This window comes from Pseudomonas sp. TH21 (assembly GCF_016651025.1).
GTDB lineage: Bacteria > Pseudomonadota > Gammaproteobacteria > Pseudomonadales > Pseudomonadaceae > Aquipseudomonas > Aquipseudomonas aylmerensis.
This window is the reverse complement of the sequence record NZ_JAEKEQ010000001.1, coordinates 5,534,044-5,549,062: the sequence shown is the minus strand read 5'-3', so window position 1 is coordinate 5,549,062 and position 15,019 is coordinate 5,534,044. Positions and strand designations below refer to the sequence as shown.

Here is a 15,019-nt window from a genome sequence, read left to right as displayed (position 1 = left end):
ACAACAATAAAAACGCAGGATGCAGCTATGACCGCCATGACACGCTGCCTGGACCGTCCTGGATTCATGCCTCGGCTGTCCGCCCACCATCTGCTCCGCCCCCGCCTGGCCGAGCCTTTGCTGGCGGCGCAGGCCCGGGTCAGATTGCTTTGCGCGCCGGGCGGCAGCGGCAAGAGCGCGCTGCTCGGCGAGTGCGCATTGCAGGCACCACCGGGGTGTCAGGTGTATTGGCTGCCGCTCAATGGCGCGGCCCTCAGCCCATTCGAGTTGTGCCAGCGCCTGGCACAAAACCTCGGCCTGGCGTTCAGCGATGAAGCCACGTTGCTGCTGGACCTCAGCCGCTGGCAATCCCCTGCGTGGTTGTTCCTCGATGATTTCTGCCGCCTGCCCACACCCGACACCGACGCCTTGCTCGACCGCCTGCTCACGGCCAGCAGCCCCGCGCTGACCTGGTGGCTGGGCGCGCGACGTCGCCCAGTGTGCAACTGGCCGCGCCTGCTGCTCGACGATGAGTTGCTGGAGTGTGGCGGTGAGCTGGCGTTCAGTGCGGCGGAAATCCAGCAACTGCTCTGCCAGGCGTCCGGGCAGTCGGTCGACAGCGTGCTGCAGTTCAGCGCCGGTTGGTGCGCCGGGGTGCGTATCGCCTTGCTTGGCGATGGCCACCCCGACAAGACCTTGCTCGACTACCTGCAACACGAACTCTTCAGCACCCTGCCGCCGGAACTCGCCGAAGCCTGGCGGGTGCTGGCCCATTTGCCGCGCTTCAATGCGGGGCTGTGCGAACACCTGTTCGGCTTTGGCGATGGGGTTCAGTACCTGCGGGATCTGCAGGCCCTCGGTGCCTTCATCCAGCCGTGGGAGGACACCGATTGGCTGCAGGTTTTCCCGCCGCTGGCGCAACTGCTGCGCGCCGAACCCTGGGCGGCGAAGCGCTCCTGGCATCGGCGCGCCTGCCAGTGGTTCACCGCCGAGCAGGACTGGCAGGCCGCCTTCGAACAGGCGCTGCTGGCCGAAGAATATGAAGTCGCCGTCAGCCTGTTGCAGCACTTCAGCTTCGAGGACCTGTTCCGCCAGCAGAACGCTGCGTTGTTGCTGCGCCTGCATGAACAGCATGGCGAAGAATTGATGCTGGGCTCGGCGCAGCTGGTGGGCCTGGTCACGGCGGCGTTGCTGTTCGCCGGGCGCTTCGACCAGGCTGCGCAGTGCATCGACCAATTGGCCCGCTTCGCCCCGCAACCGACGGCGGCGCAGCAGCGCTATCTGCTCGCGCGCTGGCAGGCGCAGTGGGGCTGGCTGCTGCATTTGGGCGGCGATGCCGAACGCTCGCGCGTGCATTTTCTCGAAGCCCTGCAAGCCTTGCCCGACAGCGCTTGGACCTCGCGGCTGATGTGCCTGTCGGGCCTGACCCAGCAAGCGCTGCTGCGCGGTGAGTTGGACGTGGCCCAGGCGCTGAGCCGCGAAGCCTTGTGCCTGGCACGCGCCCACGGTTCGTTATTGCTGGAGGCGCTGCTCGAACTGGATCACGCGCAATTGCTCGAACAGCGCGGCGCGCCCTATCGCGCGCAAAGCCTGCTGGAGAATGTGCAGGCGATGTTACTCCAGCAGCGGCTCACGGCTGGGCCCCTGGTGGGGCGTATCGCCCTGCGACGCGGGCACCTGGCGCTGCGCCAAGGGCAAGACACGCTGGCCGCCGAGTGCTTTGAAACCGGCCTGACAATGTGCCTGCACAGTCACGACAAACGCGTGCTCTACGGTTTTCTCGGCCTGGCGCTGTTGGCCGCCAACCGCGGCGATTACGCCCAGGCATTTTTCCAGCTGCGCGAGGCCGAGCGGCTGATGCAGCGGCGCCTGGTGCCGGACACGGTGTACCGCGCGGTGCTGTTGTTGGTCAGCGGGCATTTCTGGTTGCAGCAGGGCCGTGCGGAATTGACCGTCGAAGCGGTGCGCCGCGTGCTCCGTCATTTCCGAGGGCCGCAGGCCAAACAGGCGCCGCCGGCCACCCTCGAACTGATCCCGCGTCTTGAATACCTGCTGGTGCTGGCGGAGGTGAAGCTGGGGTGCTGCGACCAGCCGGTGGCGCGGCTGACGGCCCTGCTGGACACTACGCACCGGCGCGGCATGCTTTGCCTGGAAACCGAACTGCACCTGGTGCTGGGCGAGGTCGCGTGGCAGGTCGGTGATCCGGTCCTGGCGCGCCGCTCACTGCAGACCGGGTTGGAACTGGCCGCGCGTTGCCAGGTGCAGCAGGCGATTCGCGAGCTGCGTTTGCGCTCGCCGGGGCTGCTCAGCGAACTGGGTATGGAGCCGCAGGCCTCCACGCCGGGCGCGCTGGAAAATCCGCTGAGCCAACGGGAGCTGGAAGTGCTGCAGTTAATTGCCCTGGGCAACTCCAACCTGGAAATTGCCGACCGGCTGTTTATCTCGCTGCACACGGTCAAGACCCACGCGCGGCGTATCCACAGCAAGCTCGGCGTGGAGCGGCGCACTCAGGCAGTGGCCAAGGCAAAAACGTTGGGCTTGATGGTTTAGGCGCAGAACGCCAGGCGGTATTCACCCGGCGTGGCGCCCATGGCCTGGCGAAAGCGATGGGTGAAGTGGCTGGCGCTGGAAAAACCGCACATCAAGGCAATCTCGCCCAAGGGCAGGGCGCCGCTGCGCAGCAAGGCCTGTGCACGGGTCAGGCGCCGCGCCAGCAGGTATTGATGTGGCGGCAGGCCGAAGCTCTGGCGGAACATCCGCGCGAAGTGGTATTCGGACAGCGCGCACATTCCAGCCAGTTGTCCCAGGCTGATCGGGTCTTCGAGGTGCTGGTCGATGTACTCCACCAGCCGCCGCCGCTGGTACGCCGCCAAGCCGCCTTTCAAACGCAATCCGTCGCGCGCGCCGACCTGGCTGAGCAGCGTGTGGCTGAGCATTTCACGCGCCAGGCTGCTGGTCAGCAGGCGCTCGGCGGGCTCGTGCCAGTTGAGCGCGATCAACTGGTGAAAGCGCCGGGCCTGGCTGGCGTCTTCCAGGAAGGTGCTTTCGCGCAGTTGCAAGGTGCGCGGCTCGCGGTCGAGCAGGGTGACGCAGCCCAAGGCAAACTGCTCCGGGCTGAAATACACATGGGCCAGGCGGATCTCGCCGTTGATCACCCATGCCGACTGGTGTTCGGCGGGCAGGATGCAGAGCTTGTCGGGCCCGCCCTTGGTGCCCGGTTGATCGCGCCGGAATGTACCGGTGCCGCCGCCGATGTAGCACGACAAGGTGTGATGGCTGGGCGCCTGGTAATCCTGGGCGTCGTGGTGGTTGCTCCACAAGGCCGCGGACAAGCCGTCACCGAGCTCGGCGCAGGCTTCCAGGCGTGCGTTGGGCGAGCGGTTAAGGGCTTGAAAGACTTGCAGGGATTCCAGGTCAGGCATGGTGAGTACTCTTGGATGCCTTGCATCCTACTCCGGGAGGCTGGCGCTGTGATCCCACCGCCCGACAAAAGCGCAAGAATCTGCAAGAGCGCGACACCGGTTGAAGGCGACACTGTGGCTCAACCGATGGAGCCCGCTATGAACCTTTTCCTGTATTTACTCACCGTGCTGATCTGGGGCACCACCTGGATCGCCCTCAAGTGGCAGCTGGGCGTGGTGGCGATTCCCGTGTCGATCGTCTACCGCTTCGGTTTGGCCGCGCTGTTGTTGTTTGCGTTGTTGCTGCTCAGCCGCAAGTTGCAGGTGATGAACCGGCGCGGGCATCTGATCTGCCTGGCCCAGGGACTGTGCCTGTTTTGCGTCAACTTCATGTGCTTTCTTACGGCCAGCCAGTGGATCCCCAGCGGGCTGGTGGCGGTGGTGTTTTCCACGGCGACATTGTGGAACGCGCTGAATGCCCGAGTGTTTTTCGGTCAGCGGGTGGCGCGCAATGTATTGATGGGCGGCGGCCTCGGCTTGCTGGGCTTGGGTCTGTTGTTCTGGCCGGAGCTGGTGGGCCACACCGCCAGCCCGCAGACCTTGCTGGGGTTGGGCCTGGCGTTGCTGGGGACCCTGTGTTTCTCGGCCGGCAATATGTTGTCGAGCCTGCAGCAGAAAGCCGGGCTCAAGCCGCTGACCACCAATGCCTGGGGCATGGCGTACGGGGCGACGATGCTGGCGACTTACTGTGCGGTGCGCGGGATTCCCTTCGACATGGACTGGAGTGCGCGGTACATCGGCGCGCTGTGGTACCTGGTGATTCCGGGGTCGGTGATTGGCTTTACCGCCTACCTGACACTCGTGGGACGCATGGGCCCGGAGCGTGCGGCGTATTGCACGGTGCTGTTTCCCGTGGTGGCGTTGAATGTGTCGGCATTTGCCGAGGGCTACCAATGGACGGCGCCGGCACTGGCGGGGTTGGTGCTGGTGATGTTGGGGAATGTGTTGGTGTTTCGTAAGCCCAAGCCTGTGAGTCCGGTTCTGAAGCCAGCGCAGGTGTAGGCGCCGGCAAGCCAGCGCCTACCGTGGGAGTGCAGTGTTATTTGAGGTTGAGGCGCTTGGCCAGGCGGCCGAGGTTGGCGCGGTCGAGGCCGAGTTCGCGGGCGGCGCTGGCCCAATTGTGCTGGTGGCGTTCCAGGCAGGCAGTGATCAGTTCACGCTGATAGTGCTCGGTCGCCTGGCGCAGGTCGCTCGTGAGGGCGGCAGGCACCGGCGCCGGTGCTTCGATCACCGCTGCGCTGACGTCCGGCAAATCGAGGTCGTGGGCGCTGAGGCTGAGAATCTTCGGGCGCTCGTGACAGTTACCCAGGGCTTTGAGTGCGCTGCGTCCGATCAAATGTTCCAGCTCGCGCACATTGCCCGGCCAGTTATAGGCCAGCAGCGCCGCCTGGGCATCGCTGGTCAGGCGCAGGCTGCCCAGGCCCATGCGTGAACGGTTCTGTTCGAGGAAAAAACCGGCCAACAACAGTACATCGCGTCCGCGTTCGCGCAGTGCCGGCACTTGCAGCGGGTACACACTCAGGCGGTGATAGAAGTCGGCGCGGTAGCGGCCGTTGCGCACTTCGTCAGCCAGGTCGCGGTTGGTGGCGGCGATCAGGCGCACATCCACCTGATGCTCCTTGTCCGAGCCCAGGCGCTGCAACTGCCCGCTTTGCAGCACGCGCAGCAGCTTGGCTTGTACCGTCAGCGACAGCTCGCCGACTTCATCGAGGAACAACGTGCCGCCGTTCGCCAGTTCAAACTTGCCGCGCCGCTCGTTCAGCGCGCCGGTAAAGGCCCCGCGCACGTGCCCGAACAGTTCGCTTTCGACCAGGGTTTCCGGCAGGGCCGCGCAGTTGAGGCTGATCAGCGGTTTGTCTGCACGCGATGAAGCGGCGTGGATCGCCTGGGCCACTAATTCCTTGCCCACCCCGGTTTCGCCGGTGATCAGCACGGTCAGGTCGCTGCCGCCGACCAGCTTGATTTCTTCGACCAGGCGCTTGTGGGTCTTGCTCTGGCCGATCATCTCCTTGTGCTGCTGGCCGCTGGCCTGGCGATAGATCTCGGCGCGCTGGTGTGCGTCTTCGGCGCGCAAGGCCAGGCGTTCGATGCGTTCGGCCACGTTGACGGTGGCGGCGGCGAGGCTGGCAAAGGCCTGCAGGGCGTCCAGCTCCACGCGTTCGAAGCGTTCGGTGTCGAGCGCATCCAGTGTCAGCAGGCCCCACGGCTGGTCGTCGACAAACAGCGGGCAGCCCATGCAGTCATGCACTTGCAGGTGCCCGTGCAGGCCATCGACCAGGCCGTCATAGGGGTCGGGCAGCTCGCTGTCACTGTCAAACCGCGTCGGACCGGGGCTGCCCAGCAGCACGGCGAAGCGCGGATGCTCGCTGACCTTGAAGCGCCGACCGAGGGTGTCGGCGCTCAAGCCGTCGACCGCCAGCGGCACCAGCCAGTCGCCATCCAGGCGCAGCAACGCAGCGGCATCGCAGGGCAGCAGTGCGCGCATGGCTTGCAACAGGCGGCGGTAACGCTCGCCTTCGGGCAGCTCGCGAGACAGGTCGGCGACCAGGGGGAGCAGGGTGGTGAGCAGTGATTGCGCAGTCATAATGACTCCTTGTAGTCCTTATGACTATAAGGCGTAGGAGGTCAAACTGACTACAAATTCTTTAAGTGATTGAAAAATAACGATTAATAAGTTGGCATGAATACTGAGTAGAGAAGGGTAATCAGTAAAGAAGCCCAGGAGGCTCCCATGCTTAGTGCCCAAGACCGTGCCATCGTCAAATCCACCGTGCCTCTGCTGGAAAGCGGCGGTGAAGCGCTGATCACCCATTTCTACCGCATGATGCTGTCCGAGTACCCCGAGGTCCGTCCGCTGTTCAACCAGGCCCACCAGGCCAGCGGCGACCAGCCTCGGGCGCTGGCCAACGGCGTGTTGATGTACGCGCGGCATATCGACCAGCTGGACCAGCTGGGCGACCTGGTGGCGAAGATCATCAACAAGCACGTGGCGTTGCAGATCCTGCCGGAACACTACCCGATTGTCGGCGCTTGCTTGCTGCGGGCGATCAGCGAGGTGCTCGGCAGCGAGATCGCCACCCCCGAGGTGATGAGTGCCTGGGGCGCGGCCTACGGCCAGCTGGCGGACATCCTGATCGGCGCCGAGGCGGCGATCTACGAGGAAAAAGCCCAGGCCCCGGGTGGCTGGCGCGGCGCGCGGCCGTTCACGCTGGTCAAGCGCGTGGAGGAGAGCGCCGAGATCATCTCGTTCTATTTTGCCCCTGTGGATAACGGCCCGATCCTCAAGGCTGCGCCAGGCCAGTACATTGGCATGAAGCTGCTGCTGGACGGTGAAGAAGTGCGCCGCAACTACTCCTTGTCGGCCCTGAGCGATGCCGGCCAGTACCGCATCAGCGTCAAGCGCGAGGCCGGTGGCCGGGTCTCCAACTACCTGCACGATCAACTGCAGGTCGGTGCGACCCTCGACCTGTTCCCGCCGTCGGGTGAGTTCACCCTGGCGGCCGGCGACAAACCGCTGGTGCTGATCAGCGGCGGTGTCGGCATCACGCCGACCTTGCCGATGCTCGAAGCCGCCCTGGCCACCCGGCGCCCGGTGCATTTTATCCACTGCGCGCGCAACGGCTCGGTGCATGCGTTCCGCGACTGGGTCGACGGCCTGGCTGCCCAGCACCCGCAGCTCCAGCGCTTTTACTGCTACGCCGAGGACGACGGCGTCAGCCCGGCGGCGGATAAAGTCGGCCTGCTGAGCCAGGAACAATTGGCTGCGTGGCTGCCCGAGCAGCGCGACCTCGACGCCTACTTCCTCGGCCCCAAGGGCTTCATGGCGGCCATCAAGCGCCACTTGAAGGCCCTGGGTGTGCCTGAGAAGCAGGCGCGCTATGAGTTCTTCGGGCCGGCGGCGGCGCTGGAATAAAGGTAGGACGCTGCACCGAGTCGGCACCTTCGCGGGCAAGCCCGGCTCCCACAGGGAATTGCGATCTCCTGTGGGAGCCGGGCTTGCCCGCGATGGGGTCCCTGCACGCACAACATTTATCCCGATTAATCCCCCGTTAACCCCCCTCTGTTTAAACCACTCTCTGTGTGTAAACTTGCGGCCATTGGCACAACCAAACAAAGGGAAACGGGGATGAGTGACGAATTGCGTTTAGGCAGGGAGCGGCGCTTTCTGGTGTTGCTGGGCATCATCTGCCTGGCGCTGATCGGCGGTGCGCTGTACATGCAGGTGGTGCTGGGCGAGGCGCCGTGCCCGCTGTGCATCCTGCAACGCTATGCGCTGCTGTTGATCGCGATCTTCGCGTTCATCGGCGCGGCCATGCGCACCAAGGGGGCGATCACGTTGTTTGAAGGCCTGGTGATCCTCAGCGCCCTCGGCGGCGTCGCGGCTGCCGGCCATCACGTGTACACCCAGTTCTTTCCACAGGTCAGCTGCGGCATCGACGTGCTGCAACCGATCGTCGACGACCTGCCGCTGGCCAAGGTGTTCCCCCTGGGCTTCCAGGTGGACGGCTTCTGCAGCACCCCGTACCCGCCGATCCTCGGCCTGTCCCTGGCGCAATGGGCGCTGGTAGCGTTCGTGCTGACCGTGATCCTGGTGCCCCTGGGCATCTATCGGAATCGTCAGCGCCAGGGCTGAACCGTTACACAAACGCCCCGGTCCTTCTTGAAGGAAGGCCGGGGCGTTTTCGTATGTAGGGATTTGTGAAAGGGCTGTGACGAGGGGCAAGTTTAGGTGCGCGCAGTGTGCGACATGTTGTCACACGGACGCTGTCGCAGGACGTTTCTGACCCGCCGATCGGCCGCTTAAATTTGCACCGAGCGGTCAATTTGTGCTGTCAGTTCGTCGTTTGCAGCGGCCTCGCAAGCTTCGGTTGTTCGAGGCTCGCGGTGATGTCTGAATGCCTTGTTTTATGGGGGCTTGCATCGGTTTGCCTTGCCCTTACGACCTGTAGGGGATGCGACTCACTGACGAATAACACGGCAATTTTTGTGGTTTTTGTTGAGAATCGAACGCGATAAGATCGCGAACCGTTGCAATAATGGTGAAGGATTATTGCTGTAATCGATAAAAATTATTTCTTTATAAGACATGGTTTATACATCGCTAGCTAACTACAATCGCCCGCACTGAATGTCCGGTGCTGTTCAATATTTGAGCATTGGAGCGGTCGAGGGGCAGATGGATGGCTCTGTGCGACCCCAGGTTCCGGCAGCCTTTCAACTATCCGCACCAAATGGAATTGGTCTGTAACAAGGCCTTTAACCACGAAATCGAATAAGAACTCACCGCAGGTCCGTGAAACGTAGAGTTATGACGTGATGGGCAGGCTCTTATTCAATCGAAGAGAAATGCCAACCCTTGGCAGGGTGAAGTGTTGGCGATCAAAACCCAACTGCATTGCGCAAGCTGCTTTAGAGGTCGTGAGATGAGTAAAAACAGGTACCCCCGATTACTAGGCTTTTTGCCGCTGCTTGGCATGATGTTAATGCTGGGAGGCTGCAAGTGGACCTTGATGGACCCAAAAGGACAGATCGGTCTGGATCAACGCAACCTGATCATCACCGCGACCCTGCTGATGCTGTTGGTCGTGGTGCCTGTGATCATCATGACGTTCGCCTTCGCCTGGAAATACCGCGCGTCGAACACCAGCGCGACCTACGCGCCGAAGTGGTCGCACTCCACCAAGATTGAAATCGCGGTGTGGCTGGTTCCGATCCTCATCATCATCGCCCTGGGTTACATCACCTATAAGTCGACCCACGAGCTGGACCCGTACCGTCCGCTGGAGTCCGACGTCAAGCCGATCAACATCGAAGTGGTCGCGCTGGACTGGAAGTGGCTGTTCATCTACCCGGACCTGGGTATCGCCACGGTTAACCAGATCCGTTTCCCGGAGAACACCCCGCTTAACTTCCGGATCACCTCCGACGCCGTGATGAACTCGTTCTTCATCCCTGCCCTGGGCGGTCAGATCTACGCGATGGCAGGCATGCAGACCCGACTGCACCTGATCGCCAACGAAAAAGCTGAAATGGAAGGCATCTCCGCGAACTACAGCGGCGCTGGCTTCACCGGCATGAAATTCAAAGCGATCTCGACGAGCCAGGAAGATTTCAACGCCTGGGTAGCCGAAGTCAAGGCCGCACCTAAACAGCTTGATCAAGCTGAATACGATGCCCTGACCAAACCGAGCCAGAACAACCCAGTCGCCCTGTACTCCACGTATGAGCCGAACCTGTTTCAGAAAATCGTCGACAAGTACGAAGGTATGAAGCCAGGCAAGCCGGTCAAGCACGAGAAGAAAGAAGTGGCCGCGGTTGAAGGTTCTGACACGGGCTCGCATTCAACTGCTGGGGCAGAGGAGTAAACGATGTTTGGTAAATTAAGTTGGGATGCGGTCCCGTTCCACGAGCCGATCGTAATGGTGACTATCGCCATGATCGCGCTGGGTGGTCTGGCACTGTTTGCAGCAATCACTTATTTCAAGAAGTGGACCTACCTGTGGACCGAGTGGCTGACTTCGGTCGACCACAAGAAAATCGGCGTCATGTACGTCATCGTTGCCATGGTCATGCTGCTGCGTGGTTTTGCCGACGCCATCATGATGCGTACCCAGTTGGCCATGGCCACCGAGGGTTCGCCTGGCTACCTGCCACCTGAACACTATGACCAGATCTTCACCGCCCACGGTGTGATCATGATCATCTTCATGGCGATGCCATTCTTCACCGGCCTGATGAACCTTGCCTTGCCGCTGCAGATTGGTGCCCGTGACGTTGCCTACCCGTTCCTGAACTCCCTGAGCTTCTGGCTGCTGGTTTCCGGCGTGGTGCTGATCAACGTGTCCCTGGGCGTCGGCGAATTCGCCAAGACCGGTTGGGTTGCGTATCCGCCATTGTCGGGCATCCAGTACAGCCCTGGCGTGGGTGTGGACTACTACATCTGGGCGCTACAGTTATCAGGGCTCGGGACGACATTGACGGGGGTCAACTTCCTGGCCACCGTCCTGAAGATGCGCGCTCCTGGCATGAAACTGATGGACATGCCGATCTTCACCTGGACCTGCACCTGGGCCAACGTCCTGATCGTGGCTTCGTTCCCGATCCTGGCCGCTACCATGGCGCTGCTGTCGCTTGACCGTTACCTGGATTTCCACATTTTCACCAACGAACTTGGTGGCAATCCAATGATGTACGTGAACCTGTTCTGGGCATGGGGTCACCCTGAGGTGTACATCCTGATCCTGCCAGCGTTCGGTATCTTCTCTGAAGTGATCTCGACCTTTACCGGCAAGCGCCTGTTCGGTCACCACTCGATGGTCTACGCCTCCGGCGCGATCTCGGTACTGGGCTTCATGGTGTGGCTGCACCACTTCTTCACCATGGGTTCGGGGGCCAGCGTCAACGCCTTCTTCGGCCTGGCGACGATGCTGATTTCGATCCCGACGGGGGTGAAGCTATTCAACTGGCTGTTCACCATCTATCACGGCCGTCTGCGTATCACCAGCCAGGTCCTGTGGACCCTGGGCTTCATGGTGACCTTCGCCATCGGCGGCATGACCGGCGTACTGCTGGCCATCCCGGGTGCTGACTTCGTGCTGCACAACAGCTTGTTCGTGATCGCTCACTTCCACAACGTGATCATCGGTGGTGCGGTATTCGGCTACATCGCTGGTTTCAGCTTCTACTTCCCGAAAGCGTTCGGCTTCAAGCTGCACGAAGGTTGGGGCAAGGCTGCATTCTGGTTCTGGATCTCGGGCTTCTTCGTCGCGTTCATGCCGCTCTATGCACTGGGCTTCATGGGCATGACCCGTCGTCTGAACGCCACTACCAACCCTGAGTGGGTGCCGTACCTGTACGTCGCCATGTTCGGTGCGGTGATGATTGCTGTCGGTATCGCCTGCCAGCTGATCCAGCTGTACGTGAGTATCCGTGACCGTAAGCAGAACGCTTGCGAATCCGGCGACCCATGGAATGGCCACACCCTGGAATGGTCGACTTCGTCGCCACCACCGTTCTACAACTTCGCCGTGATCCCTACTGCGAACACCATTGATGCGTTCACCGAAGCCAAGGAAGACGGTACTGCGTACCAGCAACCGAAGCACTACGAGCCGATCCACATGCCAAACAACACCGCCACTGGCGTGGTGATGGGCGGCCTGCTGACCGTGTTCGGTTTCGCGATGATCTGGCACATCTGGTGGCTGGCAATCGTGAGCCTGGTAGGCACTATCGGTTACTTCATCATCCACGCTGCCCGTGATGATCAAGGCTACATGGTGCCGGTCGAAACGATCGAACGCATCGAAGCCGAGCAGCACGCTCGCCTGGTAGCCGAGAAGAAAATCCCGGCCAACCGTGTAGAAACTTCGTTGGAACAGGCTTAAATCATGTCGAACTTAGTGACCAATGCTGGACACGCCCATGTCGATGACCATGGGCACGATGACCATCACCACGACTCGGGGCCGATGACCGTTTTCGGTTTCTGGCTCTACCTGATGACCGACTGCATCTTGTTTGCGTCGATCTTCGCGGTGTACGCGGTACTGGTAAACAACGTAGCGGGTGGCCCGTCGGGCCACGACATCTTCGAACTGCCTTACGTGCTCGGCGAAACCGCCTTGCTGTTGTTCAGTTCGATCACCTACGGCTTCGCCATGTTGGCCTTCTACAAGGGCAACAAGAAGGGCGTACTGAGCTGGTTGGCACTGACCTTCCTGTTCGGCCTGGGCTTCATCGGCATGGAGATCAACGAGTTCCACCTGCTGATCTCCGAAGGCTACGGTCCGCACCGTTCCGGTTTCCTGTCGGCGTTCTTCACGCTGGTCGGCACCCACGGTCTGCACGTAACTGCCGGCCTGCTGTGGATGGCGGTGATGATGTATCAGGTCAATAAGCACGGCCTGACCAACACCAACAAGACTCGCCTGAGCTGCCTGAGCCTGTTCTGGCACTTCCTGGACGTGGTCTGGATCTGCGTCTTCACCGTTGTTTACCTGATGGGGACTCTGTAATGGCTAATGCACACTCCCATGACCATGACAGCCATGATGCGAGCCACGGCAGCGTAAAGTCTTACGCTATCGGCTTCATCCTGTCGGTAATCCTGACGCTCATCCCGTTTGGTCTGGTGATGTACCCGACTCTGCCGAAGTCGATCACCTTGATGATCGTATTGGCGTTCGCGGTGATTCAGGTTCTGGTTCACCTGGTGTACTTCCTGCACCTGGATCGTTCCAAAGAGCAGCGCGATAACGTGATCGCGTTCGTGTTCGCAGGCCTGGTAATCCTGCTGCTGGTTGGTCTGTCGATATGGATCATGTTCAGCATCCATACGTTCATGATGGCGAAGTGAGGTAAGACCCGATGTCGCTTAAGCACTTTATCCAAATCACCAAACCGGGGATCATTTTCGGTAACGTGCTTTCTGTGGCGGGCGGCTTCTTCCTGGCCTCCAAGGGACATGTCGATCTGGCCATCTTCCTGGCTGCAATGATCGGTACGTCCCTGGTGGTAGCTTCCGGTTGTGTCTTCAACAACTGCATCGACCGTGACATCGATATCAAGATGGAGCGCACCAAGAATCGCGTGCTGGTCCAGGGCCTTATCTCCCTGAAGCTGGCACTGATCTACGCGACCGTCCTGGGTGTTGCCGGTGTGGCACTGTTGTACAAGGTGGCTAACCCGTTGGCGGCGCTGTTTGCCGTGATCGGCTTTGTCATCTACGTCGGCCTCTACAGCCTGTACCTCAAGCGCAAGTCGGTTCACGGCACGCTGGTGGGCAGTCTGTCGGGGGCGATGCCGCCGGTGATTGGTTATGTAGCTGTGACCAATAGCTTCGACATGGCCGCGCTGACGCTACTGGTGATGTTCAGCCTGTGGCAGATGCCGCATTCCTACGCCATCGCGATCTTTCGCTTCAATGACTACCTGGCTGCGTCGATTCCGGTCCTGCCGGTCAAGCGTGGCATCCAGGTGGCCAAGAAACACATCCTGCTGTACATCCTGGCCTTCCTCGTGGCGACCTTGATGTTGACCTTCAGTGGCTACGCCGGCATGAGCTACCTCGCCGTCGCTGCCGCCATGGGCATGTACTGGTTGTACATGGCCTGGACCGGCTACAAGGCGGTGGATGACACCGTCTGGGCGCGCAAGCTGTTCGTGTTCTCGATCTTCACCATCACCGCGCTCAGCGTGATGATGTCCCTGGATTTCCAAGTGCCGAAAGAGCTGTTGCTGACCTACGCTCACTGAGTGTCGCAGCGTTGAAAAAGCCCCGCCTTCGAGAGAAGCGCGGGGCTTTTTCTTGGGCGCCGGTTTAAATTCGTCCAGAATTATCTCGTCATACCTCTCTGTACGAGCTGTGCGAATCCATCCCCGGTCTACAAGGAGTAGTTACCATGGTCAGCGTTAGTCGTCGGTCCCTTCTTGCCTTTGGCGCTGCGTTACCCTGGCTGGGGCGCCTGGAGTGGGCGGTGGCGGCCCCGTCGAAACCGACTGACGCGGTGCTGCTCAACTACAACGAAAGCCCCTACGGCCCCTCACAGGCGGCGCGCGAAGCCATGGCGCGTGGTATCGCCACCTCCGGGCGCTATCCCTACCCGCACATGTACGCGCTCGCCGCATTGTTTGCCCAGCAGCAGGGCCTCGCCGCAGAGCAGGTGGCGGTGTTTTCGGGCTCCATGGCCGCCCTGCGCTACGCCGTGTTGGCGTTCACCAGCGCCTCTCGTGGCCTGGTGATGGCTACGCCGTCCTACGAAGTGCCGCGCCAGGCCGCCGAGTCGAACAAGGCGCCGGTGCATGAAGTGAACCTTGGCGCCGACCACGCCCACGATATCCCCGCCATGCTCGCCGCCGATCCCCAGGCCGGCATGCTCTACCTGTGCAACCCCAACAACCCTACCGGCACCATCACCCCGCTTGATGCCATCCGCCTGGCGCTGGCGAACAAACCCTCCGGCAGCGTGCTGGTGGTGGACGAGGCCTACATCGACTTTGCCGACGTGCCCAGCGTTGTCAATTGGGTCAAGGACCACGACGACCTGCTGGTGCTGCGCACCTTCTCGAAAATCTACGGCCTGGCCGGCGCCCGCCTGGGCCTGGCGATCGGCCATCCGGCGCTGCTGGAACGGTTGGCGGTGTTTGGCGGCGACAACGTCCCGGCGGGCACCACCTTGCTCGGCGGGCTGGCGAGCCTCGAAGACATCAAGCTGCTGCCCCAGCGCAAGGCGCTCAACACGCAACTGCGCGACGAGACCGTCAACTGGCTCAAGGCCCGTGGCTTTACCTGCACCGCGTCGCAGAGCAACTGCTTCATGATCGACGTGAAGCAACCAGCGGAGCAGGTCATCGAGACGCTGGCGGCGCACGGCGTGATGATCGGAAGGGTGTGGAAGAATTGGCCGCAGTGGGTGCGGGTGACGGTGGGGAACAAGCGGGAGATGGCGCGGTTTCGCGAGGTGTTTGCGCAGGTTGAACGGGGCAGTTGAGCCTGCATTGTTCAACATGTGCGCGCTGCTATTTGAGCGACACAAATCAAATGTGGGAGCGGGCTTGCTCGCGAATACGGTGTGTCA

The 15,019-nt window shown here is 61.5% G+C and carries 12 protein-coding genes and 1 pseudogene; 10 read left to right on the top strand and 3 right to left on the bottom strand.

Annotated features, from left to right (window positions below):
- Positions 1-27 precede the first annotated feature (27 nt).
- The gene (locus JFU04_RS24555) at positions 28-2,529 is read left to right on the top strand and encodes a LuxR C-terminal-related transcriptional regulator (protein ID WP_201145855.1); all 2,502 of its coding nucleotides are present in this window, start codon (positions 28-30) and stop codon (positions 2,527-2,529) included.
- Here the strand turns inward: JFU04_RS24555 and JFU04_RS24550 are convergent.
- Positions 2,526-3,401, bottom strand: coding sequence for a helix-turn-helix domain-containing protein (locus tag JFU04_RS24550; RefSeq protein WP_201145854.1), 876 nt, complete (start codon positions 3,399-3,401; stop codon positions 2,526-2,528). The genes JFU04_RS24555 and JFU04_RS24550 overlap by 4 nt on opposite strands.
- 138 nt (positions 3,402-3,539) lie before the next feature.
- Between JFU04_RS24550 and JFU04_RS24545 the strand changes: the two genes are divergently transcribed.
- Positions 3,540-4,442, top strand: coding sequence for a DMT family transporter (locus tag JFU04_RS24545; RefSeq protein WP_106802657.1), 903 nt, complete (start codon positions 3,540-3,542; stop codon positions 4,440-4,442).
- Positions 4,443-4,479: 37 nt separating this feature from the next.
- Here JFU04_RS24545 and norR read toward each other — a convergent pair whose 3' ends face one another.
- Positions 4,480-6,024 (bottom strand): nitric oxide reductase transcriptional regulator NorR, encoded by a 1,545-nt coding sequence (gene norR, locus JFU04_RS24540; protein ID WP_201145853.1) that lies wholly within the window; start codon positions 6,022-6,024, stop codon positions 4,480-4,482.
- 147 nt (positions 6,025-6,171) lie between these two features.
- Here norR and hmpA point away from each other — a divergent pair, with 147 nt between their 5' ends.
- Together hmpA and JFU04_RS24530 are read left to right on the top strand one after the other, a co-directional pair.
- Positions 6,172-7,353 carry an NO-inducible flavohemoprotein gene (gene hmpA / locus JFU04_RS24535; protein ID WP_120449864.1) on the top strand — a complete coding sequence of 394 codons (1,182 nt, stop codon included), beginning with the start codon at positions 6,172-6,174 and terminating at the stop codon, positions 7,351-7,353.
- Positions 7,354-7,566: 213 nt separating this feature from the next.
- Positions 7,567-8,073 carry a disulfide bond formation protein B gene (locus JFU04_RS24530; protein WP_065908531.1) on the top strand — a complete coding sequence of 169 codons (507 nt, stop codon included), beginning with the start codon at positions 7,567-7,569 and terminating at the stop codon, positions 8,071-8,073.
- Between the two features lie 472 nt (positions 8,074-8,545).
- Here the strand turns inward: JFU04_RS24530 and JFU04_RS30480 are convergent.
- Positions 8,546-8,836 (bottom strand): annotated as a pseudogene (locus JFU04_RS30480) (hypothetical protein).
- A gap of 27 nt (positions 8,837-8,863) precedes the next feature.
- Between JFU04_RS30480 and cyoA the strand changes: the two are divergent.
- The 6 genes from cyoA to ptaA all read left to right on the top strand — a co-directional run bounded on the left by cyoA (position 8,864) and on the right by ptaA (position 14,932).
- Positions 8,864-9,805 (top strand): ubiquinol oxidase subunit II, encoded by a 942-nt coding sequence (gene cyoA, locus JFU04_RS24525; protein ID WP_053132079.1) that lies wholly within the window; start codon positions 8,864-8,866, stop codon positions 9,803-9,805.
- 3 nt (positions 9,806-9,808) lie between these two features.
- The gene (gene cyoB / locus JFU04_RS24520) at positions 9,809-11,827 is read left to right on the top strand and encodes a cytochrome o ubiquinol oxidase subunit I (protein WP_065908533.1); all 2,019 of its coding nucleotides are present in this window, start codon (positions 9,809-9,811) and stop codon (positions 11,825-11,827) included.
- 3 nt (positions 11,828-11,830) lie between these two features.
- Positions 11,831-12,457 (top strand): cytochrome o ubiquinol oxidase subunit III, encoded by a 627-nt coding sequence (locus tag JFU04_RS24515; protein ID WP_010206435.1) that lies wholly within the window; start codon positions 11,831-11,833, stop codon positions 12,455-12,457.
- A complete protein-coding gene (gene cyoD, locus JFU04_RS24510) occupies positions 12,457-12,798 on the top strand; it encodes a cytochrome o ubiquinol oxidase subunit IV (protein ID WP_010206434.1) in 342 nt (113 codons plus the stop codon). The genes JFU04_RS24515 and cyoD overlap by 1 nt, the downstream gene beginning before the upstream one ends.
- 11 nt (positions 12,799-12,809) lie before the next feature.
- A complete protein-coding gene (gene cyoE / locus JFU04_RS24505) occupies positions 12,810-13,697 on the top strand; it encodes a heme o synthase (RefSeq protein ID WP_003194050.1) in 888 nt (295 codons plus the stop codon).
- 146 nt (positions 13,698-13,843) lie between these two features.
- Positions 13,844-14,932 (top strand): pyoverdine biosynthesis transaminase PtaA, encoded by a 1,089-nt coding sequence (gene ptaA / locus JFU04_RS24500; protein ID WP_201145852.1) that lies wholly within the window; start codon positions 13,844-13,846, stop codon positions 14,930-14,932.
- Positions 14,933-15,019: the final 87 nt, after the last annotated feature.